Source organism: Chrysiogenes arsenatis DSM 11915, assembly GCF_000469585.1.
Taxonomy (GTDB): domain Bacteria; phylum Chrysiogenota; class Chrysiogenetes; order Chrysiogenales; family Chrysiogenaceae; genus Chrysiogenes; species Chrysiogenes arsenatis.
The window spans coordinates 90,533-105,588 of sequence record NZ_KI273144.1 but is presented as its reverse complement, the minus strand read 5'-3'; the positions used below and the strand labels follow the sequence as shown (position 1 = coordinate 105,588).

Annotated in this window: 16 protein-coding genes and 1 pseudogene; 11 read left to right on the top strand and 6 right to left on the bottom strand. The window is 51.5% G+C overall.

Going from position 1 to position 15,056, the window contains the following annotated elements; all coding sequences use genetic code 11:
• Positions 1 to 85 precede the first annotated feature (85 nt).
• The 9 genes from P304_RS15430 to accC are packed head-to-tail and all read left to right on the top strand — an operon-like array spanning position 86 to position 7,963.
• Entirely contained in the window at positions 86 to 814 is a 729-nt protein-coding gene (locus P304_RS15430) for a CheB methylesterase domain-containing protein (protein ID WP_201766970.1), read from the top strand.
• A complete protein-coding gene (locus P304_RS0111690) occupies positions 814 to 1,632 on the top strand; it encodes a cytochrome C assembly family protein (protein WP_027390680.1) in 819 nt (272 codons plus the stop codon). Before P304_RS15430 ends, P304_RS0111690 begins: the two co-directional genes overlap by 1 nt.
• Positions 1,629 to 2,873 (top strand): glutamyl-tRNA reductase, encoded by a 1,245-nt coding sequence (gene hemA, locus P304_RS15425; protein ID WP_034765431.1) that lies wholly within the window; start codon positions 1,629 to 1,631, stop codon positions 2,871 to 2,873. Before P304_RS0111690 ends, hemA begins: the two co-directional genes overlap by 4 nt.
• Entirely contained in the window at positions 2,870 to 3,790 is a 921-nt protein-coding gene (gene hemC / locus P304_RS0111680; RefSeq protein WP_027390679.1) for a hydroxymethylbilane synthase, read from the top strand. The genes hemA and hemC overlap by 4 nt, the downstream gene beginning before the upstream one ends.
• Before the next feature lie 18 nt (positions 3,791 to 3,808).
• Entirely contained in the window at positions 3,809 to 4,453 is a 645-nt protein-coding gene (locus P304_RS0111675; protein ID WP_027390678.1) for a hypothetical protein, read from the top strand.
• Positions 4,454 to 4,472: 19 nt separating this feature from the next.
• Positions 4,473 to 5,570 carry an aminopeptidase P family protein gene (locus P304_RS0111670; RefSeq protein WP_051321646.1) on the top strand — a complete coding sequence of 366 codons (1,098 nt, stop codon included), beginning with the start codon at positions 4,473 to 4,475 and terminating at the stop codon, positions 5,568 to 5,570.
• A gap of 16 nt (positions 5,571 to 5,586) precedes the next feature.
• On the top strand, positions 5,587 to 6,144 hold the full coding sequence (efp, locus tag P304_RS0111665) for an elongation factor P (RefSeq protein WP_027390676.1): 558 nt from the start codon (positions 5,587 to 5,589) through the stop codon (positions 6,142 to 6,144).
• Positions 6,145 to 6,146: 2 nt separating this feature from the next.
• Positions 6,147 to 6,611 (top strand): acetyl-CoA carboxylase biotin carboxyl carrier protein, encoded by a 465-nt coding sequence (accB, locus tag P304_RS0111660; RefSeq protein ID WP_027390675.1) that lies wholly within the window; start codon positions 6,147 to 6,149, stop codon positions 6,609 to 6,611.
• Between the two features lie 5 nt (positions 6,612 to 6,616).
• Positions 6,617 to 7,963: an acetyl-CoA carboxylase biotin carboxylase subunit gene (gene accC / locus P304_RS0111655; RefSeq protein WP_027390674.1), complete on the top strand. Its 1,347-nt coding sequence runs from the start codon at positions 6,617 to 6,619 to the stop codon at positions 7,961 to 7,963.
• 66 nt (positions 7,964 to 8,029) lie between these two features.
• Here the strand turns inward: accC and P304_RS0111650 are convergent, their stop codons facing one another.
• The 6 genes and pseudogenes from P304_RS0111650 to P304_RS15415 all read right to left on the bottom strand — a co-directional run bounded on the left by P304_RS0111650 (position 8,030) and on the right by P304_RS15415 (position 13,409).
• Entirely contained in the window at positions 8,030 to 8,617 is a 588-nt protein-coding gene (locus P304_RS0111650) for a peroxiredoxin (protein WP_027390673.1), read from the bottom strand.
• 121 nt (positions 8,618 to 8,738) lie between these two features.
• On the bottom strand, positions 8,739 to 10,886 hold the full coding sequence (locus P304_RS0111645; RefSeq protein ID WP_027390672.1) for a hypothetical protein: 2,148 nt from the start codon (positions 10,884 to 10,886) through the stop codon (positions 8,739 to 8,741).
• Between the two features lie 273 nt (positions 10,887 to 11,159).
• Positions 11,160 to 11,729, bottom strand: a complete 570-nt coding sequence (locus tag P304_RS0111640) for a DNA-3-methyladenine glycosylase I (RefSeq protein ID WP_027390671.1) — start codon at positions 11,727 to 11,729, stop codon at positions 11,160 to 11,162.
• On the bottom strand, positions 11,729 to 12,229 hold the full coding sequence (locus tag P304_RS0111635; protein WP_236613354.1) for a nucleoside deaminase: 501 nt from the start codon (positions 12,227 to 12,229) through the stop codon (positions 11,729 to 11,731). Before P304_RS0111635 ends, P304_RS0111640 begins: the two co-directional genes overlap by 1 nt.
• 45 nt (positions 12,230 to 12,274) lie before the next feature.
• Positions 12,275 to 12,424: pseudogene (locus tag P304_RS15420) on the bottom strand (nucleotidyltransferase family protein); the annotation flags it as partial.
• 115 nt (positions 12,425 to 12,539) lie between these two features.
• Positions 12,540 to 13,409, bottom strand: a complete 870-nt coding sequence (locus P304_RS15415) for a peptidoglycan DD-metalloendopeptidase family protein (protein ID WP_051321645.1) — start codon at positions 13,407 to 13,409, stop codon at positions 12,540 to 12,542.
• Between the two features lie 317 nt (positions 13,410 to 13,726).
• Here P304_RS15415 and P304_RS0111620 point away from each other — a divergent pair, with 317 nt between their 5' ends.
• Together P304_RS0111620 and P304_RS0111615 are read left to right on the top strand one after the other, a co-directional pair.
• Positions 13,727 to 14,056 carry a zinc ribbon domain-containing protein YjdM gene (locus P304_RS0111620; RefSeq protein WP_027390669.1) on the top strand — a complete coding sequence of 110 codons (330 nt, stop codon included), beginning with the start codon at positions 13,727 to 13,729 and terminating at the stop codon, positions 14,054 to 14,056.
• 142 nt (positions 14,057 to 14,198) lie between these two features.
• A complete protein-coding gene (locus tag P304_RS0111615; protein WP_027390668.1) occupies positions 14,199 to 14,783 on the top strand; it encodes a YceI family protein in 585 nt (194 codons plus the stop codon).
• The last annotated feature ends 273 nt before the right edge of the window (positions 14,784 to 15,056 follow it).

The following is a 15,056-nucleotide window of genomic DNA, read 5'->3' as shown; positions in this document are numbered from 1 at the left end:
GTTGCACCGAGAAGCGTTTGCAGATTTGGGCGAGGCGTGGTAGATTTTGCGGTCTATTTATACCTGTGGAGGTCAACAGAACCGCGTGCCACTCTCACCCTCTCGATCTTCTTCCGGGAAAACGCCGTCGCAACGGAAAGCCGCGCATGCCGCGCCGAAGTTGCTTCCTGATGTCATACTTCCCCCTGCTCCTTACAAGGCAGGAAAACATTCAGAGCCTATAATAGCGATAGGCTCTTCTACCGGGGGAACCGATGCCTTGCGTATTGTACTCAGCGCGCTTCCAGCGGATACGCCCGGTATTGTTGTTGTGCAACATATGCCACCGATCTTTACGGCTCGCTTTGCACAGCGACTTGATTCGCTGTGCGCTATGCGTGTGAAAGAGGCAGCGGATGGTGATCGTGTGCGCCATGGAGAGGTGTTAATTGCCATTGGCGGCAGTCACCTTGTTGTACGTGCCGATGGAAGTGGGTATTTTGTTAATGTTGTTGCAGGTCCACCCGTGACACGCCACTGCCCTTCCGTCGATGTGCTCTTTCGTTCGGTAGCGCAAGCGGTGGGAATGTATGCGACAGCGGTGATTTTGACAGGCATGGGTGATGACGGAGCACTCGGTATGTCTGAAATCAAGCAGGCGGGTGGTTATACGATTGCGCAGAACGAAGAAACCTGCGTGGTCTATGGGATGCCCAAAGAAGCGGTTCGGCGTGGTGCGATTGACGATATTCTTCCGCTGGAAGCGATTGCAGCAGCGATTACGAAGCGTTTTGCGGCACCACAGTTGCTTGTACGTCCAAGAGGAGTCTCATAATGGAATTTATTATTTATCATCTGAGTTTAGCGCTCTACCTTGTCGCGTCATGGTATTTTTTCCGCTTTATCAATGATGATACGGAACGCAATAAGAACGCGGCCTATTTTAGCGCTACATTTGGCGTATTGCTGAATTTTCTGGTGCTTGGCATTGAGTATCGCGAGTATGGGTATCTGCCACTCGAAAAACCGTACGTAACGCTGGCACTTTTCGCTTTCAGCACCGTGGCGCTCTTTTTGACGCTCTCGTGGCGCTACCGTTTTGCCCTGTCTGGCGCCTTCGTGATGCCACTTGCTTTCGTTGGAATGAGCAGCCGCGTGATCCTACCGGAAATTACGGCAACACTCCCTCCTGAGCTTCGGTCACATTTCTTTAGCGCGCACATCATTTTGATTGTGTTGGCTTTCGCGTCATTTTTTCTGGCAGTCAGCACGGCAACGCTCTATTTAGTGATTGAGCGGAAGCTGAAGAGTAAGGATGTGCAAGGAGTCTTTTTCCAGCGCATTCCAAATCTCTCATCGTTAATCCGTATTCAGCGGGCGACGCTCTATTTTGGACTGATCGTTTTTACCTTGGGGCTTGCCGTGTCAATCCTCTGGAGTTATCAAATTTACGGGCAATTGCTGATTTTGCAGGATCCTAAAACCATCGCATCACTCTTTACGTGGCTGTTGTATGCTGTTTTAGCGGTTCTATCGCGTCTCAACTTGATTACGCCGCGCCAAAATGCGTATGGAATCATCTGTGCGATTATACTCGCGCTTATCACGATGACGGGGATAGGACACTTTTTCCCGAGCGGTGAACCCTCATGATTGGTGTACTGAGCTTTAGCTATAAAACAACTCCGGTGGAATTTCGCGAAAAATTGGCGCTAGCGCCCGAACATATTGCTGATATCTACCAACACATTGACCACTTTGAAATGAGTGAACTTGTCATTATATCGACGTGCAACCGCGTTGAATTTGTTTTCCTATCACGCGATTTGAGTCGTACGATCGACGCTCTCTTTGATGCTTTGCGCGATAAGCTTGGGCTGAAGCGCGAACTTTTACAGCAGTGTCTACAAGCTTTTACTGGGCGAGATGCCGTTGCGCATCTGTTTCGTGTCAGTTCAGCGCTGGAGTCGATGGTATTGGGCGAGCCGCAGATTCTGGGGCAGGTGAAAGATTCTTATGAAGCGGCACGCAAACACCTGAAGTTAAAGCGGCTAGAAAAAGTCTTTATGCGCGCCTTTATGGCTGCCAAGCGGGTGCGCAATGAGACGAAAATAGCGGAAAACGCGGTCAGCGTTTCGTTTGCTGCGGTAGAACTGGCACGGAAAATATTCGGCGATCTGCAAGGGAAGCGTTGTATGCTGATTGGCGCGGGCGAAATGTGCGAACTGGCTGCGAAACACCTCCACACGAACGGTGTTCAGGACTTTGTCGTGGCGAACCGCACGTTAGCGCGGGCGGAAAAGTTAGCCCTGATGTTTGGCGGCAAAGGGATCACACTGGATGACCTTGGCGATCACCTTTCAGGATGCGATATTGTGATTTCATCCACTGGCGCCAATGAGCCAGTGATTACGCATGCGATGGTAAAACGGGCGATGCGCAAGCGGGGGTACGATGCGCCCATGTTTTTTATCGATATTGCCGTGCCGCGTGACGTGGAAGAATCTGTCAATCAAATCGACATGGTGTATTGTTACGATATTGACGACTTGCAGCAGGTGGTGGAAGAAAACAAACAGTCGCGCATCAAAGAGTTGGACGTTGCCCTTGCTTTGATAGAAGAAGAAGTTGACGGATATTTTCGTTGGATTGAAACCCATGATATTGCGCCAATTATCGTTGGATTTCGCCGTGAATTTGAAGGGGTTCTACATAATGAGTTGCAACGCTTTGCGGGTAAAGGATCTGATGAGCAGTTAGCCGCTTTCGGGCGTGCGCTGATGAATAAATTTTTGCATATCCCCAGTGCCAACTTAAAAAAGCTGGCTTTACAAGAAGATGGAGCCACCTATGTGGACGCCTTCAAAAAACTCTATGATTTGGAGCAATCATGAAAAAAATCGTTATCGGAACTCGTGCTAGCAAACTTGCCCTGTGGCAGGCGGAACACATTCAAGCATGCCTTGAAAAACGCTACCCAAGTTTGGAAGTTGTCCTCGAAAAAATCACTACCCAAGGGGATAAAATTCTCGATACTCCTTTGGCGCTGGTCGGTGGCAAAGGGTTATTTGTCAAAGAGCTTGAAACAGCTCTCCTTGAAGGAACCATCGACCTTGCCGTCCATTCTATGAAGGATGTTCCCACTGTTTTCCCTGAAGGGTTGACCCTGTCGGTAATCACAGAACGCGATGATCCGCGCGATGCGTTTGTCAGCCGCACCGGAAAAACGATGGCCGAAATTGGCCCAAAAGCGCGCATTGGCACCAGTTCACTGCGTCGTCAGGCACAGCTTTTGGCGCACTATCCTGAGTGGGAAATTGTTTCTATTCGCGGTAATGTACAGACGCGCCTGAATAAGATGGAAGAACTGCAACTTGATGGGATTATCCTCGCCGCTGCCGGTTTGCGCCGTCTTGAGCTGGCGCATTTGATCACCGAATATATCGAACCCGCCACGATGATTCCCGCTATAGGCCAAGGGGCGCTGGGGATAGAAATTCGTGAAAACGACAGTGCGGTTGCCGAAATGATTGCCTTTTTGGCAGACGAAACCACTTCGCGTTGTGTTCGTGCCGAGCGCACATTGTTGCGCACCCTTGAAGGGGGATGCCAAGTGCCAATCGGTGGCTATGCAACTTCCGATGCGGCTGGAAATATTGCACTCGAAGGGATCGTTGCGAGTCTTGACGGGCAAGAAGTTATTCGCCACTCCGCTCGTGGAAATGACCCCGAAGCACTCGGCAACGCCGTCGCGCAAACCCTATTGGATAACGGGGCACGTGAAATTCTGGACGTAGTGTATAACCAATAAGCGTATTTAGGAGGTTCTATGAAGTCATTTCTCCTTGGTGCTGCCGCCAGTTTCCTGGTAGCTCTCATTGTGTTTTGGGTGATGCCGCGCAACAGTATTTCGCCGGATGATGCTCGACGTTTGGCTGAAAGCAATACAACGTTTCAGGGTGAATTGACGACGTTGCGCAATGAATACCGTGAGCTATTCGCGGAGTATGAGCTGCTGCGCAATGCACAAAATCCGCAGGAGTATGCGGGCGGTGCTATTTTGGAAGTGCGCGACGGCACTCCCGAAGAGATGGCCGAAATGGAACGCAAACTGGCGGGGATGGCAAGTTCGGCGTTGCGACGCATTTCTTCTGTACGCTACGAATTTTATCAAATGCCAGTTGGCCAAGTGCGGCTTCCGAAAAAAGAAATTGATGCCATTCTGACGCGCATTGCCGCACCATCGCCGGACGTTATTTACCTCATCGTCGGCATTGCGGATGAGCGCCCATACGCACCGCCCTTTGCTGATCTCAAGCAATATGGCTTAGCGCTGACCCGTGCCAAGCATGTCGAAAGTCTGATTCAGGCAGCGCACAACAACCAACGCAACGATATTTTTGTCGATGTGTTGATTGATCAGAAAGACCGACGCGGTGTCATGATTAGTAAAATCACGTTCGCAAAAAAATAACCTATACCGAGACTATCGCATGACACCTCTAACGGCTCCTTACGACACGCGTTTTGGCGCATTGCTGCAAGCGCTTTCTTTGGCAGAAGATGAAGCCGCTTTGTTGACATCGCTTCCGAATATTCAATACGTTACCGGTTACCGCGGCACATGCGCCGCGGTTATTGTTTGCGCCAATCAGTTAGTGCTCATTACTGACGCGCGCTATTTTATCCGCTCCAGCACGCAGTGCGCTTACCATGAAATCTTGCAAAGCCCGTCAGATATGGATGGATTTCTTGCTGATACCGTGCACGCAAAAGGGGTGAAACGTCTGTGGCTGGAAGAGAGCATGAGCTGCGAGCGGTGGCATCTGCTCTCTACGCGCCTATCCGCCAGCATCGAGTCACGTTGGATAACGCCTTCATTAAGCGCACTCCGTACCAAGAAAGACCATGTGGAGTTGGATGAAATCCGCCGCAGTACGCGCATTTCCATCGATGCTTTTCTGGCGATACGCCAGCATATCCGGAACGGGGTCAGTGAACTCGACGTGGCCGCCGAACTCGAATATCAATGTCGCAAGATGGGTGCCTCGACCCAAGCGTTTCCCACAATAGTGGCCTCTGGGGGCAACAGCGCGTTGCCCCACCATTCAACGAGCTTAAAAATGCTTGAAGCGGGCGATAGCGTCGTTATTGACTGGGGAGCGCGCGCCACATACTGCTCCGATATGACGCGCACGGTTTTTATCGGCACCCCTTCCAAAGAACTCGAACGCATCTACCGCACCGTACTTGAGGCGCAATTACGTGCCATCGACGCCCTGAAATGCGGCGTTAGATTGTTGGAAGTAGACCAGATAGCCCGTAGTGTGATACACAACGCCGGTTTCGGTGAATTTTTCGGACATGGTACGGGACATGGCGTTGGGATTCAAATTCACGAAGCGCCAGTGCTCTCTCCCCGCTCTCAAGAGGCGATAGCCGAAGCGGGGATGGTCGTAACTGTTGAGCCGGGGATTTACGTGCCCGGAGTTGGCGGAGTGCGAATCGAAGATTTAATCATCGTCCATGACGATCGACTTGAAATAGTAACGGCACCGCTTGTCAAAGATTTTGAGAGCATGATTTTGTGAGGAGGCATATATGAGCATCGTGAGTACCAGCGATTTTCGTAAAGGATTGAAAATTGAGCACGAGGGTGAACCGTATTTGATCGTTGATTTTGTCCACTATAAGCCTGGTAAAGGGGGCGCGTTTGTTCGTGCTACCGTCAAAAATCTCATCAATGGAAAAACGGTCGAAATTACGTGGCGCAGCGGCGAAAAAGTCAAACGCCCCGACTTAGAAGAAAAAGAGTTTCAGTATCTCTATCGCGAAGGGGATGCCTTCAACTTTATGGATAATGGAACCTACGAACAAGTGACCATCAATCAGGATCAACTCGGACTCGCGGGCGACTATATGAAAGAAAACGCTGTATACCGTTTGATGTCCTTCAACGGCAAAGTTATATCCGTTGAACCCCCCATGTTTATGGAACTCGAAATTATCGAAACCGAACCAGGCATTCGCGGCGATACCGTCACGGGTGGTTCGAAACCAGCTATTCTTGAAACCGGCAAGCGGGTCATGGTGCCCCTCTTCGTCAACCAAGGCGAGGTTATCCGCGTTGATACCCGCACCGCCGACTATCTAGAAAGGGTATAATTATGCACATTGATGACATTAAAGCGTTAGTCGCTCAAGTTGATGCTTCTTCTATTTCTGAGCTCAAACTTGAACAGGAAACATTTAAGCTGACCATTCGCAAAGGGTCACTTGTCGCAGCTCAAGCCGCTCCAGCAGTAGCGTATGTGAGCGCTCCCGCTCCGGCCGCAAACACCGCGATAGCGCCAGCTCCCGCGGCAGCTCCAGCAGCGACTCCGGATGTTAATTATGCCGAAGTAAAATCACCCATCGTCGGTACATTCTATGCAGCGCCAACTCCCGAAAGCTCGCCTTATGTGGCCGTCGGCTCAAAAGTGAAGAAGGGTGATGTGCTCTGCATCGTGGAAGCGATGAAGATCATGAACGAAATCGAATCTGATGTCAGCGGTACCGTCGTCAAAATCCTTGGGGAGAACAGTAAGCCGGTCGAGTTCGGGCAAACCCTGTTCCTGATCGACGAAGCGTAATGCCCATGATACAGAAAGTTCTCGTCGCCAATCGCGGCGAAATTGCCGTGCGGATCATCCGAGCTTGTCGTGAAATGGGGATCGAAACGGTAGCCGTCTATTCCGAAGCCGACCGTGAAGCGTTGCACGTCAAACTCGCGGATGAATCCGTCTGTATCGGCCCTGCTCCCAGCTCGCTATCGTATCTCAATATCAAAAACATCATTGCCAGCGCAGAACTGAAAAACGTCGATGCCATCCATCCCGGTTACGGCTTTCTGGCCGAAAATGCCAGCTTTGCCCAAATCTGCGAAGATTGTAACATCAAGTTTATCGGGCCAACCTCCAACCACATTAAACTGATGGGCGATAAAGCGCGCGCTAAGCAAACCATGATGGAAGCCGGAGTGCCAGTAATTCAGGGCAGTTATGGCGTGATTAACGACGAAATGGAAGCACTCGAAATTGCGCGGAGCATCGGCTATCCCGTTATCATTAAAGCGTCAGCCGGTGGTGGAGGCAAAGGGATGCGCATTGCGCGTAACGATGCCTCGTTGCAATCCGGCTTTAACATGGCGCGCAACGAAGCCAAAAGTGCCTTTGGCGATGCCTCGGTGTACATTGAAAAGTACATCGAAGATCCGCGCCACATCGAGTTTCAGGTATTTGGCGACGCCCACGGTAACGCCGTCCACCTTGGCGAACGCGACTGTTCCGTACAACGCCGCCACCAAAAACTGATTGAAGAAGCGCCAAGCCCATTTTTGACCCCGGAACTGCGCCAAAAAATGGGAGAAGCCGCCGTGAAAGCCGTCACGCACATTCAGTACGAAAACGCCGGAACAATTGAATTTCTGGTCGATAAGTACGGCGAATTCTTCTTTATCGAAATGAACACTCGCATTCAGGTAGAGCATCCCGTCACCGAAATGGTTACCGGATACGACCTGATCAAGGAACAACTGCGCGTGGCATCCGGCGAAAAACTCTCCTTTACGCAGGAGCAGATCAAGATTACCGGTCACGCGATGGAGTGCCGCATCAACGCCGAAGACCCCGTGAAATTCACCCCATGTCCGGGGAAAATCACGGGCTATCACGTGCCTGGCGGCTATGGAGTGCGGGTTGATTCAGCTGCGTATGCTGGCTGGAATGTTCCGCCCTATTACGATTCTATGATCGGCAAACTGATCGTCCACGGCAAGGATCGCTTGGAAGCCATCGACCGGATGCAGCGGGCGCTGGGGGAAATGAAAGTTGAAGGGATCAAAACCACCATCGACTTCCATCGCCGTGTGCTCGGCGATTCCGACTTTGTCGGTGGCAATGTCACCACAAGCTTCCTGGAAAAACTGGAGCAGAAGCAGAAATAGCACATTACGCATACAAAAAAGCCGCGAAGAGCTGATCTCCTCGCGGCTTTTTTGCGTTATACGCGATTATTTATTGCCGTGTTTCTGGAAGTAATCTTTTGATTTAGCAACGTCCGGAACGATAGTCGCCGCTCCCTTGCTCCAGCCAGCCGGGCACACTTCGCCGTGTTGGCGGGTGAACTGCAGCGCGTCAATACTGCGTAGGATTTCATCCACGTTGCGGCCAATGCCAAGGGCGTGGACGAGTTCATACTGCACAACCCCTTCTGGGTCGATAATGAAGGTCGCTCTGAGCGCCATTCCGCCGGGGAGCAGCACGCCGTAGTCGGTGCTGATCTGTTTGGTAAAGTCGGCGATCAGTGGATATTCGATTTTGCCAAGTCCGCCTTCGGCGCGGGGCTGATTTTCCCAAGCAAGGTGGGAAAACTTACTGTCGGTCGAAACGCCCAAGATTTGCACGCCACGCTCGGTAAATTCAGCCGCGCGGTCAGAAAAGGCAGTTATTTCGGTCGGACAGACAAAGGTGAAGTCGAGCGGGTAAAAGAAAAGTACGACCCACTTACCGCGGTACTCTTCAAGGTTAATGTTGGTAAAGGCCATATTGGCAACAGCTTCTGCTTGAAACACGGGTGCTGACTTGGTAACAAGACTCATAGTGTCCTCCGTAAGAATGATTTATTGATGCGATGTCGTTATTGTTACTATGAATGGTAATGAATATCAAGTCAAAAAAATGATAATCTTTCCTATTAAGCAGCGACTCGACTCTTGCCATTCACAGGAGATTTCTCTGCCAGAGTGCGAGGAAAGCGATAATGGCAGCAACAAGAAAGATGTAGCGTACCCAATGGAGTCCTTTTTCGGCATAGCGATCTTCCACTGTGCGACTCGCCCCCGCGGGTAATCGTGGAATCCCGGTCAATGATGCACCAAAGGGAATATTGATCCGCGCACGCGTGTTGACCGCCCAGCCATTGGCGTCCAGCAGCGGCCCAAGGTTGCGCTGCCGTAGTTTGAACCATGCAAGGAGCATTGATGGCCCGGAAATCAGCAGCATAACGCCCACAAAGACCAACGGGATTTGCCAGAAAGGCAGTGAAATCAAGCCCGACACCACCGCCGCCAACGCTGTTCCAATCGCACCAAGAGCAAGGCCAATCGCCGCAAAAATACCGGCAAACTTGGCGATATCAAATGGTTGCGGCACAGCAGGAGCCGTTCCACTGCTCGCTTTTGTCGCGCCGTCTGCCACCGCGGCAGCCCCTTTGCTTTCTACGGCCTTGTCGCGCGAAGCGGCAAACTTTTGAATTTGATCGCTGATCATCCGCGCAATGCGTTTGTACGGCGACCAGAAGGCTTGGCGCACACTTACGGGATTTTCCACTACTTTGACAACGGTCGCGTTCCAGTCGCGCCCTTGGCGGTCGTAAAACACGCCGTTACGCCCCGCAACCAGCATGTCATCAACATCGCCACCCGTCATCGCGGCCACAATCTGGAACGGCTTTTCACCTTTGCGCGAACACTCGCAGTAAAGTAAGAACGCCCCACTGAGCGGTGCCAACTTGGCATGTTTGGCCATGTCGTTTACCCGCATGCAGAGGATGCAACTCCGTTGATCGAGGTACAACGTACCCGCCTGAAAAATCGCTTTGTTATCGCTGTTATAGAAATCACTGAGCGTGACAAAGTTTCGCAACAGGGTCACCAAGTCGCGTGTGTAGCGCACGGCTCGTTCCAGTTGATCAATGGCATCTGCGGCGGTCGCATCGTTCCGATCCGTTTCGATTAGGGTTTGCAACTGCTGACGATTGGCTTCTGTGGCGAGTGTGCGGAGCGTGTCGGTCGGAATGGTTTCGACGGTTGTTACCGGTTTGGTTGCCATCCACGCCGCATAGGCCACAAACTTTGCGGCGATAGTCGCCCACTCCTGCGGCGTTATGTGATCGCGCTTGCCAAGTAATGGCTCAATTACCTGTATTTGCAACACGGCCATGCGCTCTGCCCACGCAGGATTCAACCCTTCATTCAGCGGCAGCGGTTTGTCGGCTCCAACCAGCGCCAAGGGTAACGCCGCAATATCGCTGCCTGTTGTCGCCAAGGTTTGCGTGCTGAGCGCGACATAACTCGGTTCGCTGGGGTTGAGTGGATCGGTGGCGCGGGCATCAAATGCGGCCAGGCGGCAACGGGTAAAGAAATCTTCTACTTTCGCCTCAACTGACGTAAACAGCGCGGCGGCCACCGCCGTATTTTCGCCCAAAGGGAGGATATCGGCGGCATTATCCGCGCCCACAGTGCACCATTCAAGATAGCAATTTGCTTGAGCAAAGAACGCTTCCAGCAACGCTTCGCTGATTCCCGGCACCCCGCTGCGGTCGGTTTCAGAACCACAGCACGCCATGATCTGCTCGACCACGTTGGCCAGCGCGGGATCACGACAGAGCGCTGCGGGAATAATCCCGTCGCCGTTATAATGATGTGGCTCAAAGAGGCGAGTTGGATCGGAAAGATCGGCCAACGTAACCATATCAGCATCCGCCGCCCCAAGGTTCTGCAAAACCTGACGCGCCGTGGCCAGTAATTTCACCCCTTCAGGGTGTGAATCGTCGATGGCGCGGAGCGGCAATCCTTGTGGATTATCAAAAAGCACCGCGGGATCTTTCAAGACCTTGCACGTCCAGTTGACTGCGGCAATCAGCTCGGGGCTACGAATCTGGCCATCACCTTCGCTGTCAATCATTTGCAGTGTGCGGGTGTCAAACTCCAGCCCCGACGTAGGGCATCCCAAAACTGACCAGAGTTTTTGATCCAACTCGCCGAGATGGCGCAGATCATCAGCTGTTTCAATTCTGACCTGATCAAAACCACCAGAACGGAAAAAACGCCAGCGATGTGTGGCAGATGCGGTTTGTGTTGTCGACATACACCCTCCTCAATTTTCGGCATACGGCGCGAAAGAATCCGTTCGATTCATAGGCCAAAATTCGTCATCTGTCAGTAGGAAAATTTTGGAGTGTGGTTGCGGTGTGAGAAGTTTTACTATACCAAAACCGCTCACTGACGGAGAGTCTGAATGCTAAGGCACGAAGTTGCGAATATCTAACTCAACAAAAGGTTGCAATTTATGTCACCTTTTGTCGAGTTAAAGCATGCCGATTAACGGATGAGATCAGATCAAACACGAGCACAAATCCACTTACCCCTTCCGCTTCCAACAGCTCAGCAAGTGGTCATCTACCAGTCCGGCGGCCTGCATAAATGCGTAGCAGATGGTGCTGCCAACGAACTTAAAGCCCAGTTTTTGCAAATCACGGCTGATGCGGTCGCTCAGGTCGGTACGGGCGGGAACTTCTGACAGGGTTTCCCAGTGATTGACGATGGGGGTATCGTCCACGTAATGCCAAATAAATTCGGAAAAAGTGCCGTGTTCTTGCTGGACAGCCAAGAAGGCTTGCGCGTTGCTGACCATTGCCGCAAGTTTGAGTCGATTGCGGATGACGCCGGGGTCGTCGAGGAGCGTGGCGATTTTTTTCTGGGTATAAGCGGCGATTTTGGCGGGATCCCAGTGGTCGCACACTTCGCGGTAGTGTTCGCGCTTTTTCAGGACGGTGTGCCAACTCAGTCCGGCTTGAAATCCTTCGAGGCAAAGGAGTTCAAAGAGTTGATTGTCGTAATGGAGCGGCACGCCCCATTCTTCGTCGTGGTAGCGGCGATAGAGGTCGTCTTTTTCGCACCATGGGCAGCGGATGAGTTGGTTATTTTTCATTAGTATTGCACTTTCTCGTCGAGTGAGTTCCAGAGGTTAAAGAGGGTATTCGCTTCTGTGTCAATAATTTGTGTAGCAGCAATCGAACGCGTATCCGGGGTTAATGGGATTTCGCGGTAGATATATTCGTCATCAAAACGGGCGAGTGATGCTTCCTTGCGGGTGGCGCCGTAGTAAATGTGGCGAATATGCGCCCAGTAGATGGCGCCAAGGCACATGGGGCAAGGTTCGCAGGTGGTGTACAGGTCGCATTCATGCAGATGAAATGCTCCGAGTGAGCGGCAGGCTTGTCGTATCGCTGCAATTTCGGCGTGTGCCGTTGGGTCGCAATCGCTGGTGACGGTGTTCACGCCACGGCCAATAATTATACCGTTCTGCACGACTATAGCACCAAAAGGGCCGCCACGGCCTTGCAATATGTTGTTCTGCGCCAATTCAATGGCGATTTTCATGAAGTATTGGTGGTTCATGGCATCACTGCCGGCATTTTTATTTGTCAAGTGCATGAGAGTCCTGTGTCAGCATTGCTTTGATGCAATTTTCGAGCGCGGAAAGTCCACTAAGAAATCAACATCACTGTCTGGTCGCTCTTCGCCACGGGCAACTGAGCCAAAGATGCGAATCCGTCGGGCTCCGTATCGAGCTGCTACGCTGATGATGGCTGATTTTTTGGTGCGCAACTCATCGAGCAGCATGTTTCCCCTCCGCGAAGGTTAAGTCAGTTTTCAAGTTTATTAAAAGCGATATCCCATTGGAGCCGTTATAGTCAACTCAGATCAACTGTCCAGCAAAAAGTGACTGGTAGCGACACTACTTTCCCTCTTCGAGTTTCGCGCCGATGGCGCTCAGGTCAGTGTCGCTCAGAAAGAGTAGCGGATCAACCCGCACGTTGCCGATACTCACGGTGAAATGCAGGTGCGGCCCAGTGGAGCGTCCGGTGGAACCGACAGTGCCGATTTTTTCGCCGCGCACTACTTGATCGCCGGGATTGACGTCTATCGTGTGCAGATGGCAATACATGGTGATAATTCCCTGTCCGTGGTCGATAAAAATCGACTTGCCGTTGAAAAAATAGTCGCCGGTACGGATGACTGTTCCGCTTGCTGCACTGATCACTGGCGTCCCTTGCGGGGCAGCAATGTCGATGCCACTGTGCGGGCTGCGTGGTTCGCCATTAAAAAAGCGACGAAAACCAAACGGGCTGCTCATGCGACCCGGAGTCGGCAAAGTGAAAAAGAGACTGGCGGGGACGATTTCCTTTGGCGTCCACGTGCTGAATGCCTGTTGAATCTTTGGTTTTTCCCGCTCAAAGCGCGCCAGATTTTCCGGCGACAGGGAGACGGCTTCATTGCTTTTGAGCGTGATGTGTTGTGAAGGATATTCCTTGGCGGTAATGACAACCTGACGCAGTTCCCGCGTGCCATCGGTGAACATAAGCGTGATGGAATGTGCGCCAGGGGGTGTATTCAGCGGAATTGGCACAATGCCTTGCGATTGGGATGGCGCTGCAACCACCGCACCGAGGGAATCGCCGAAGCGCACCGATTCGATGGTTTTTGCCGGAAGGTCGATAATCACCACCCCGCCAGGAACGGCCAGCGAGCGGGGAAATGCGTAGACTAACGAGGCGCTGAGAAGGCTGAGTATGCCGATGGTACAAAAACGCAGGAACAGTTTCATGAATTCTCTTTGCTCCGTAAGTTGTTCTTGTGAAACACGATGGATTGACTGCGCCACCGCGTTATTGCGAACAAGTGGCAGCGAGGAGAAATCTCCGTAGTCTTTGTAAAGAAGTACCGCACGATAGGCAAAGAAAAAATTGTACGGGGAAAAGTTGTTTTCACCAACACGATTTATCGACAGGATCTTCGGAAGTTCAAATCACCTGACCTCCCTGCGTTCTCTTGTGAATATGTTGGGCAAGTGATAATAAGAAAGGTGTGGAGTCCGCTACGCGGGTTACCAAACCGTAATCGAAAAATTTAGAGGTTCCTTGCATGAGTACTTTGCCAAATTGTCCCAGTTGTAATTCAACGTATACCTATGAAGATATGGGAATGCTGGTTTGTCCAGAATGTGCGCACGAATGGAAGGTTGGCGTGCCGGGCGACGAGCTGGTAGTGAAAGATTCAAACGGAAACGTGTTGGCCGACGGAGACACTATCACGGTCATAAAAGACTTGAAGGTGAAAGGTTCATCCCTTGTGGTGAAAGTAGGAACGAAGGTCAAAAATATTAAACTTGTCGATAGCGATCACAATATTGATTGCAAAATTGATGGCATCGGCCCGATGAAGCTCAAATCGGAGTTTGTCAAAAAGGTGTAGGCGACTCTCTTCACTCTCACAGCACAGGTGCTCTTCGCGGCGGTGGCATTCTGCCCGCACTGGTTTTGCAGAAGATAATCTTGACAAAAACAGTAATCATTCTAAATTCTGCCAAAAAGCAGTTTGGTTGGAGGTGAAGATCATGCGACGCATACTGGTACTTTGTCTAGCGGTTGTTTCTCTCGGTGTTGCCACAGCATTCGGTGCAGTACAGACATTTCAGGTTGATCCTGCGCACTCGCAAGTTTCTTTCGTCATTCCTCACATGGGAGTGTTCAAAGTGACGGGTGGCTTCAGTGACTTTGTGGGTACGGTAGGAGTCGATGCGGCTACAGGTGCGCTCACAGAAGCGACGGCGACGATTCAGGTGGCCTCTATCGATACGCGGGTGGTGAAGCGCGATGATCACTTGCGCAGTGCGGATTTTTTTGATGTTGCCAATCACCCGACAATGACGTTTCAGTCGCTTACGGCTGAAGGGCTTGGCGAGGCGATTACGGTACGCGGTGTGTTGACTATTCGTGGGGTTTCCCGCGAAATAACCCTTCAGGGGAAATTTGTTGGTTCGGCAACGAATATGATGGGCAAAAAAGTAGTTGGTTTTGAAGCGCGGGGGGTGATTGACCGTCGCGATTTCGGCCTGACGTGGAATCGCGCGCTGGAAACTGGGGGCATTGTGGTAGGGAATGATGTGACCATTGTTCTTGAGGTTCAAGCGGCTGAATAAGGAAATAACCCTCCGGCAATGACATAAGCGTAGCTTTTTCTGACCCCCTCGCCGAACGTAAACGGATGCGAGGGGGTTTTTCTCTGGCAGAGAAAGGAAATCACCCATATTAGCGTAGAGGTGGTGTAGACATTTACATTAAGCTGCCGCTTGCTTCATTCTCATCGCCGGAGCAATTCCGCTTCGCTCTATGACTGCCGATTAGCGTTGTCGTTCCAACCCTCTTTTTTCACAATTCCTTCCCGTTATCAAGCCGCTTCAAGTCGATATCAT

Excerpts from the sequence above, each read along its gene's own strand:
- P304_RS0111645 (WP_027390672.1), bottom strand. The coding sequence starts at position 10,886 with ATGTCGACAACACAAACCGCATCTGCCACACATCGCTGGCGTTTTTTC.
- P304_RS0111640 (WP_027390671.1), bottom strand. The coding sequence starts at position 11,729 with ATGAAAAATAACCAACTCATCCGCTGCCCATGGTGCGAAAAAGACGAC.
- P304_RS0111615 (WP_027390668.1), top strand. The coding sequence starts at position 14,199 with ATGCGACGCATACTGGTACTTTGTCTAGCGGTTGTTTCTCTCGGTGTT.
- accC (WP_027390674.1), top strand. The coding sequence starts at position 6,617 with ATGATACAGAAAGTTCTCGTCGCCAATCGCGGCGAAATTGCCGTGCGG.
- P304_RS0111650 (WP_027390673.1), bottom strand. The coding sequence starts at position 8,617 with ATGAGTCTTGTTACCAAGTCAGCACCCGTGTTTCAAGCAGAAGCTGTT.
- P304_RS0111670 (WP_051321646.1), top strand. The coding sequence starts at position 4,473 with ATGACACCTCTAACGGCTCCTTACGACACGCGTTTTGGCGCATTGCTG.
- P304_RS0111620 (WP_027390669.1), top strand. The coding sequence starts at position 13,727 with ATGAGTACTTTGCCAAATTGTCCCAGTTGTAATTCAACGTATACCTAT.
- hemA (WP_034765431.1), top strand. The coding sequence starts at position 1,629 with ATGATTGGTGTACTGAGCTTTAGCTATAAAACAACTCCGGTGGAATTT.
- P304_RS15415 (WP_051321645.1), bottom strand. The coding sequence starts at position 13,409 with ATGAAACTGTTCCTGCGTTTTTGTACCATCGGCATACTCAGCCTTCTC.
- accB (WP_027390675.1), top strand. The coding sequence starts at position 6,147 with ATGCACATTGATGACATTAAAGCGTTAGTCGCTCAAGTTGATGCTTCT.
- P304_RS0111675 (WP_027390678.1), top strand. The coding sequence starts at position 3,809 with ATGAAGTCATTTCTCCTTGGTGCTGCCGCCAGTTTCCTGGTAGCTCTC.
- P304_RS0111690 (WP_027390680.1), top strand. The coding sequence starts at position 814 with ATGGAATTTATTATTTATCATCTGAGTTTAGCGCTCTACCTTGTCGCG.
- hemC (WP_027390679.1), top strand. The coding sequence starts at position 2,870 with ATGAAAAAAATCGTTATCGGAACTCGTGCTAGCAAACTTGCCCTGTGG.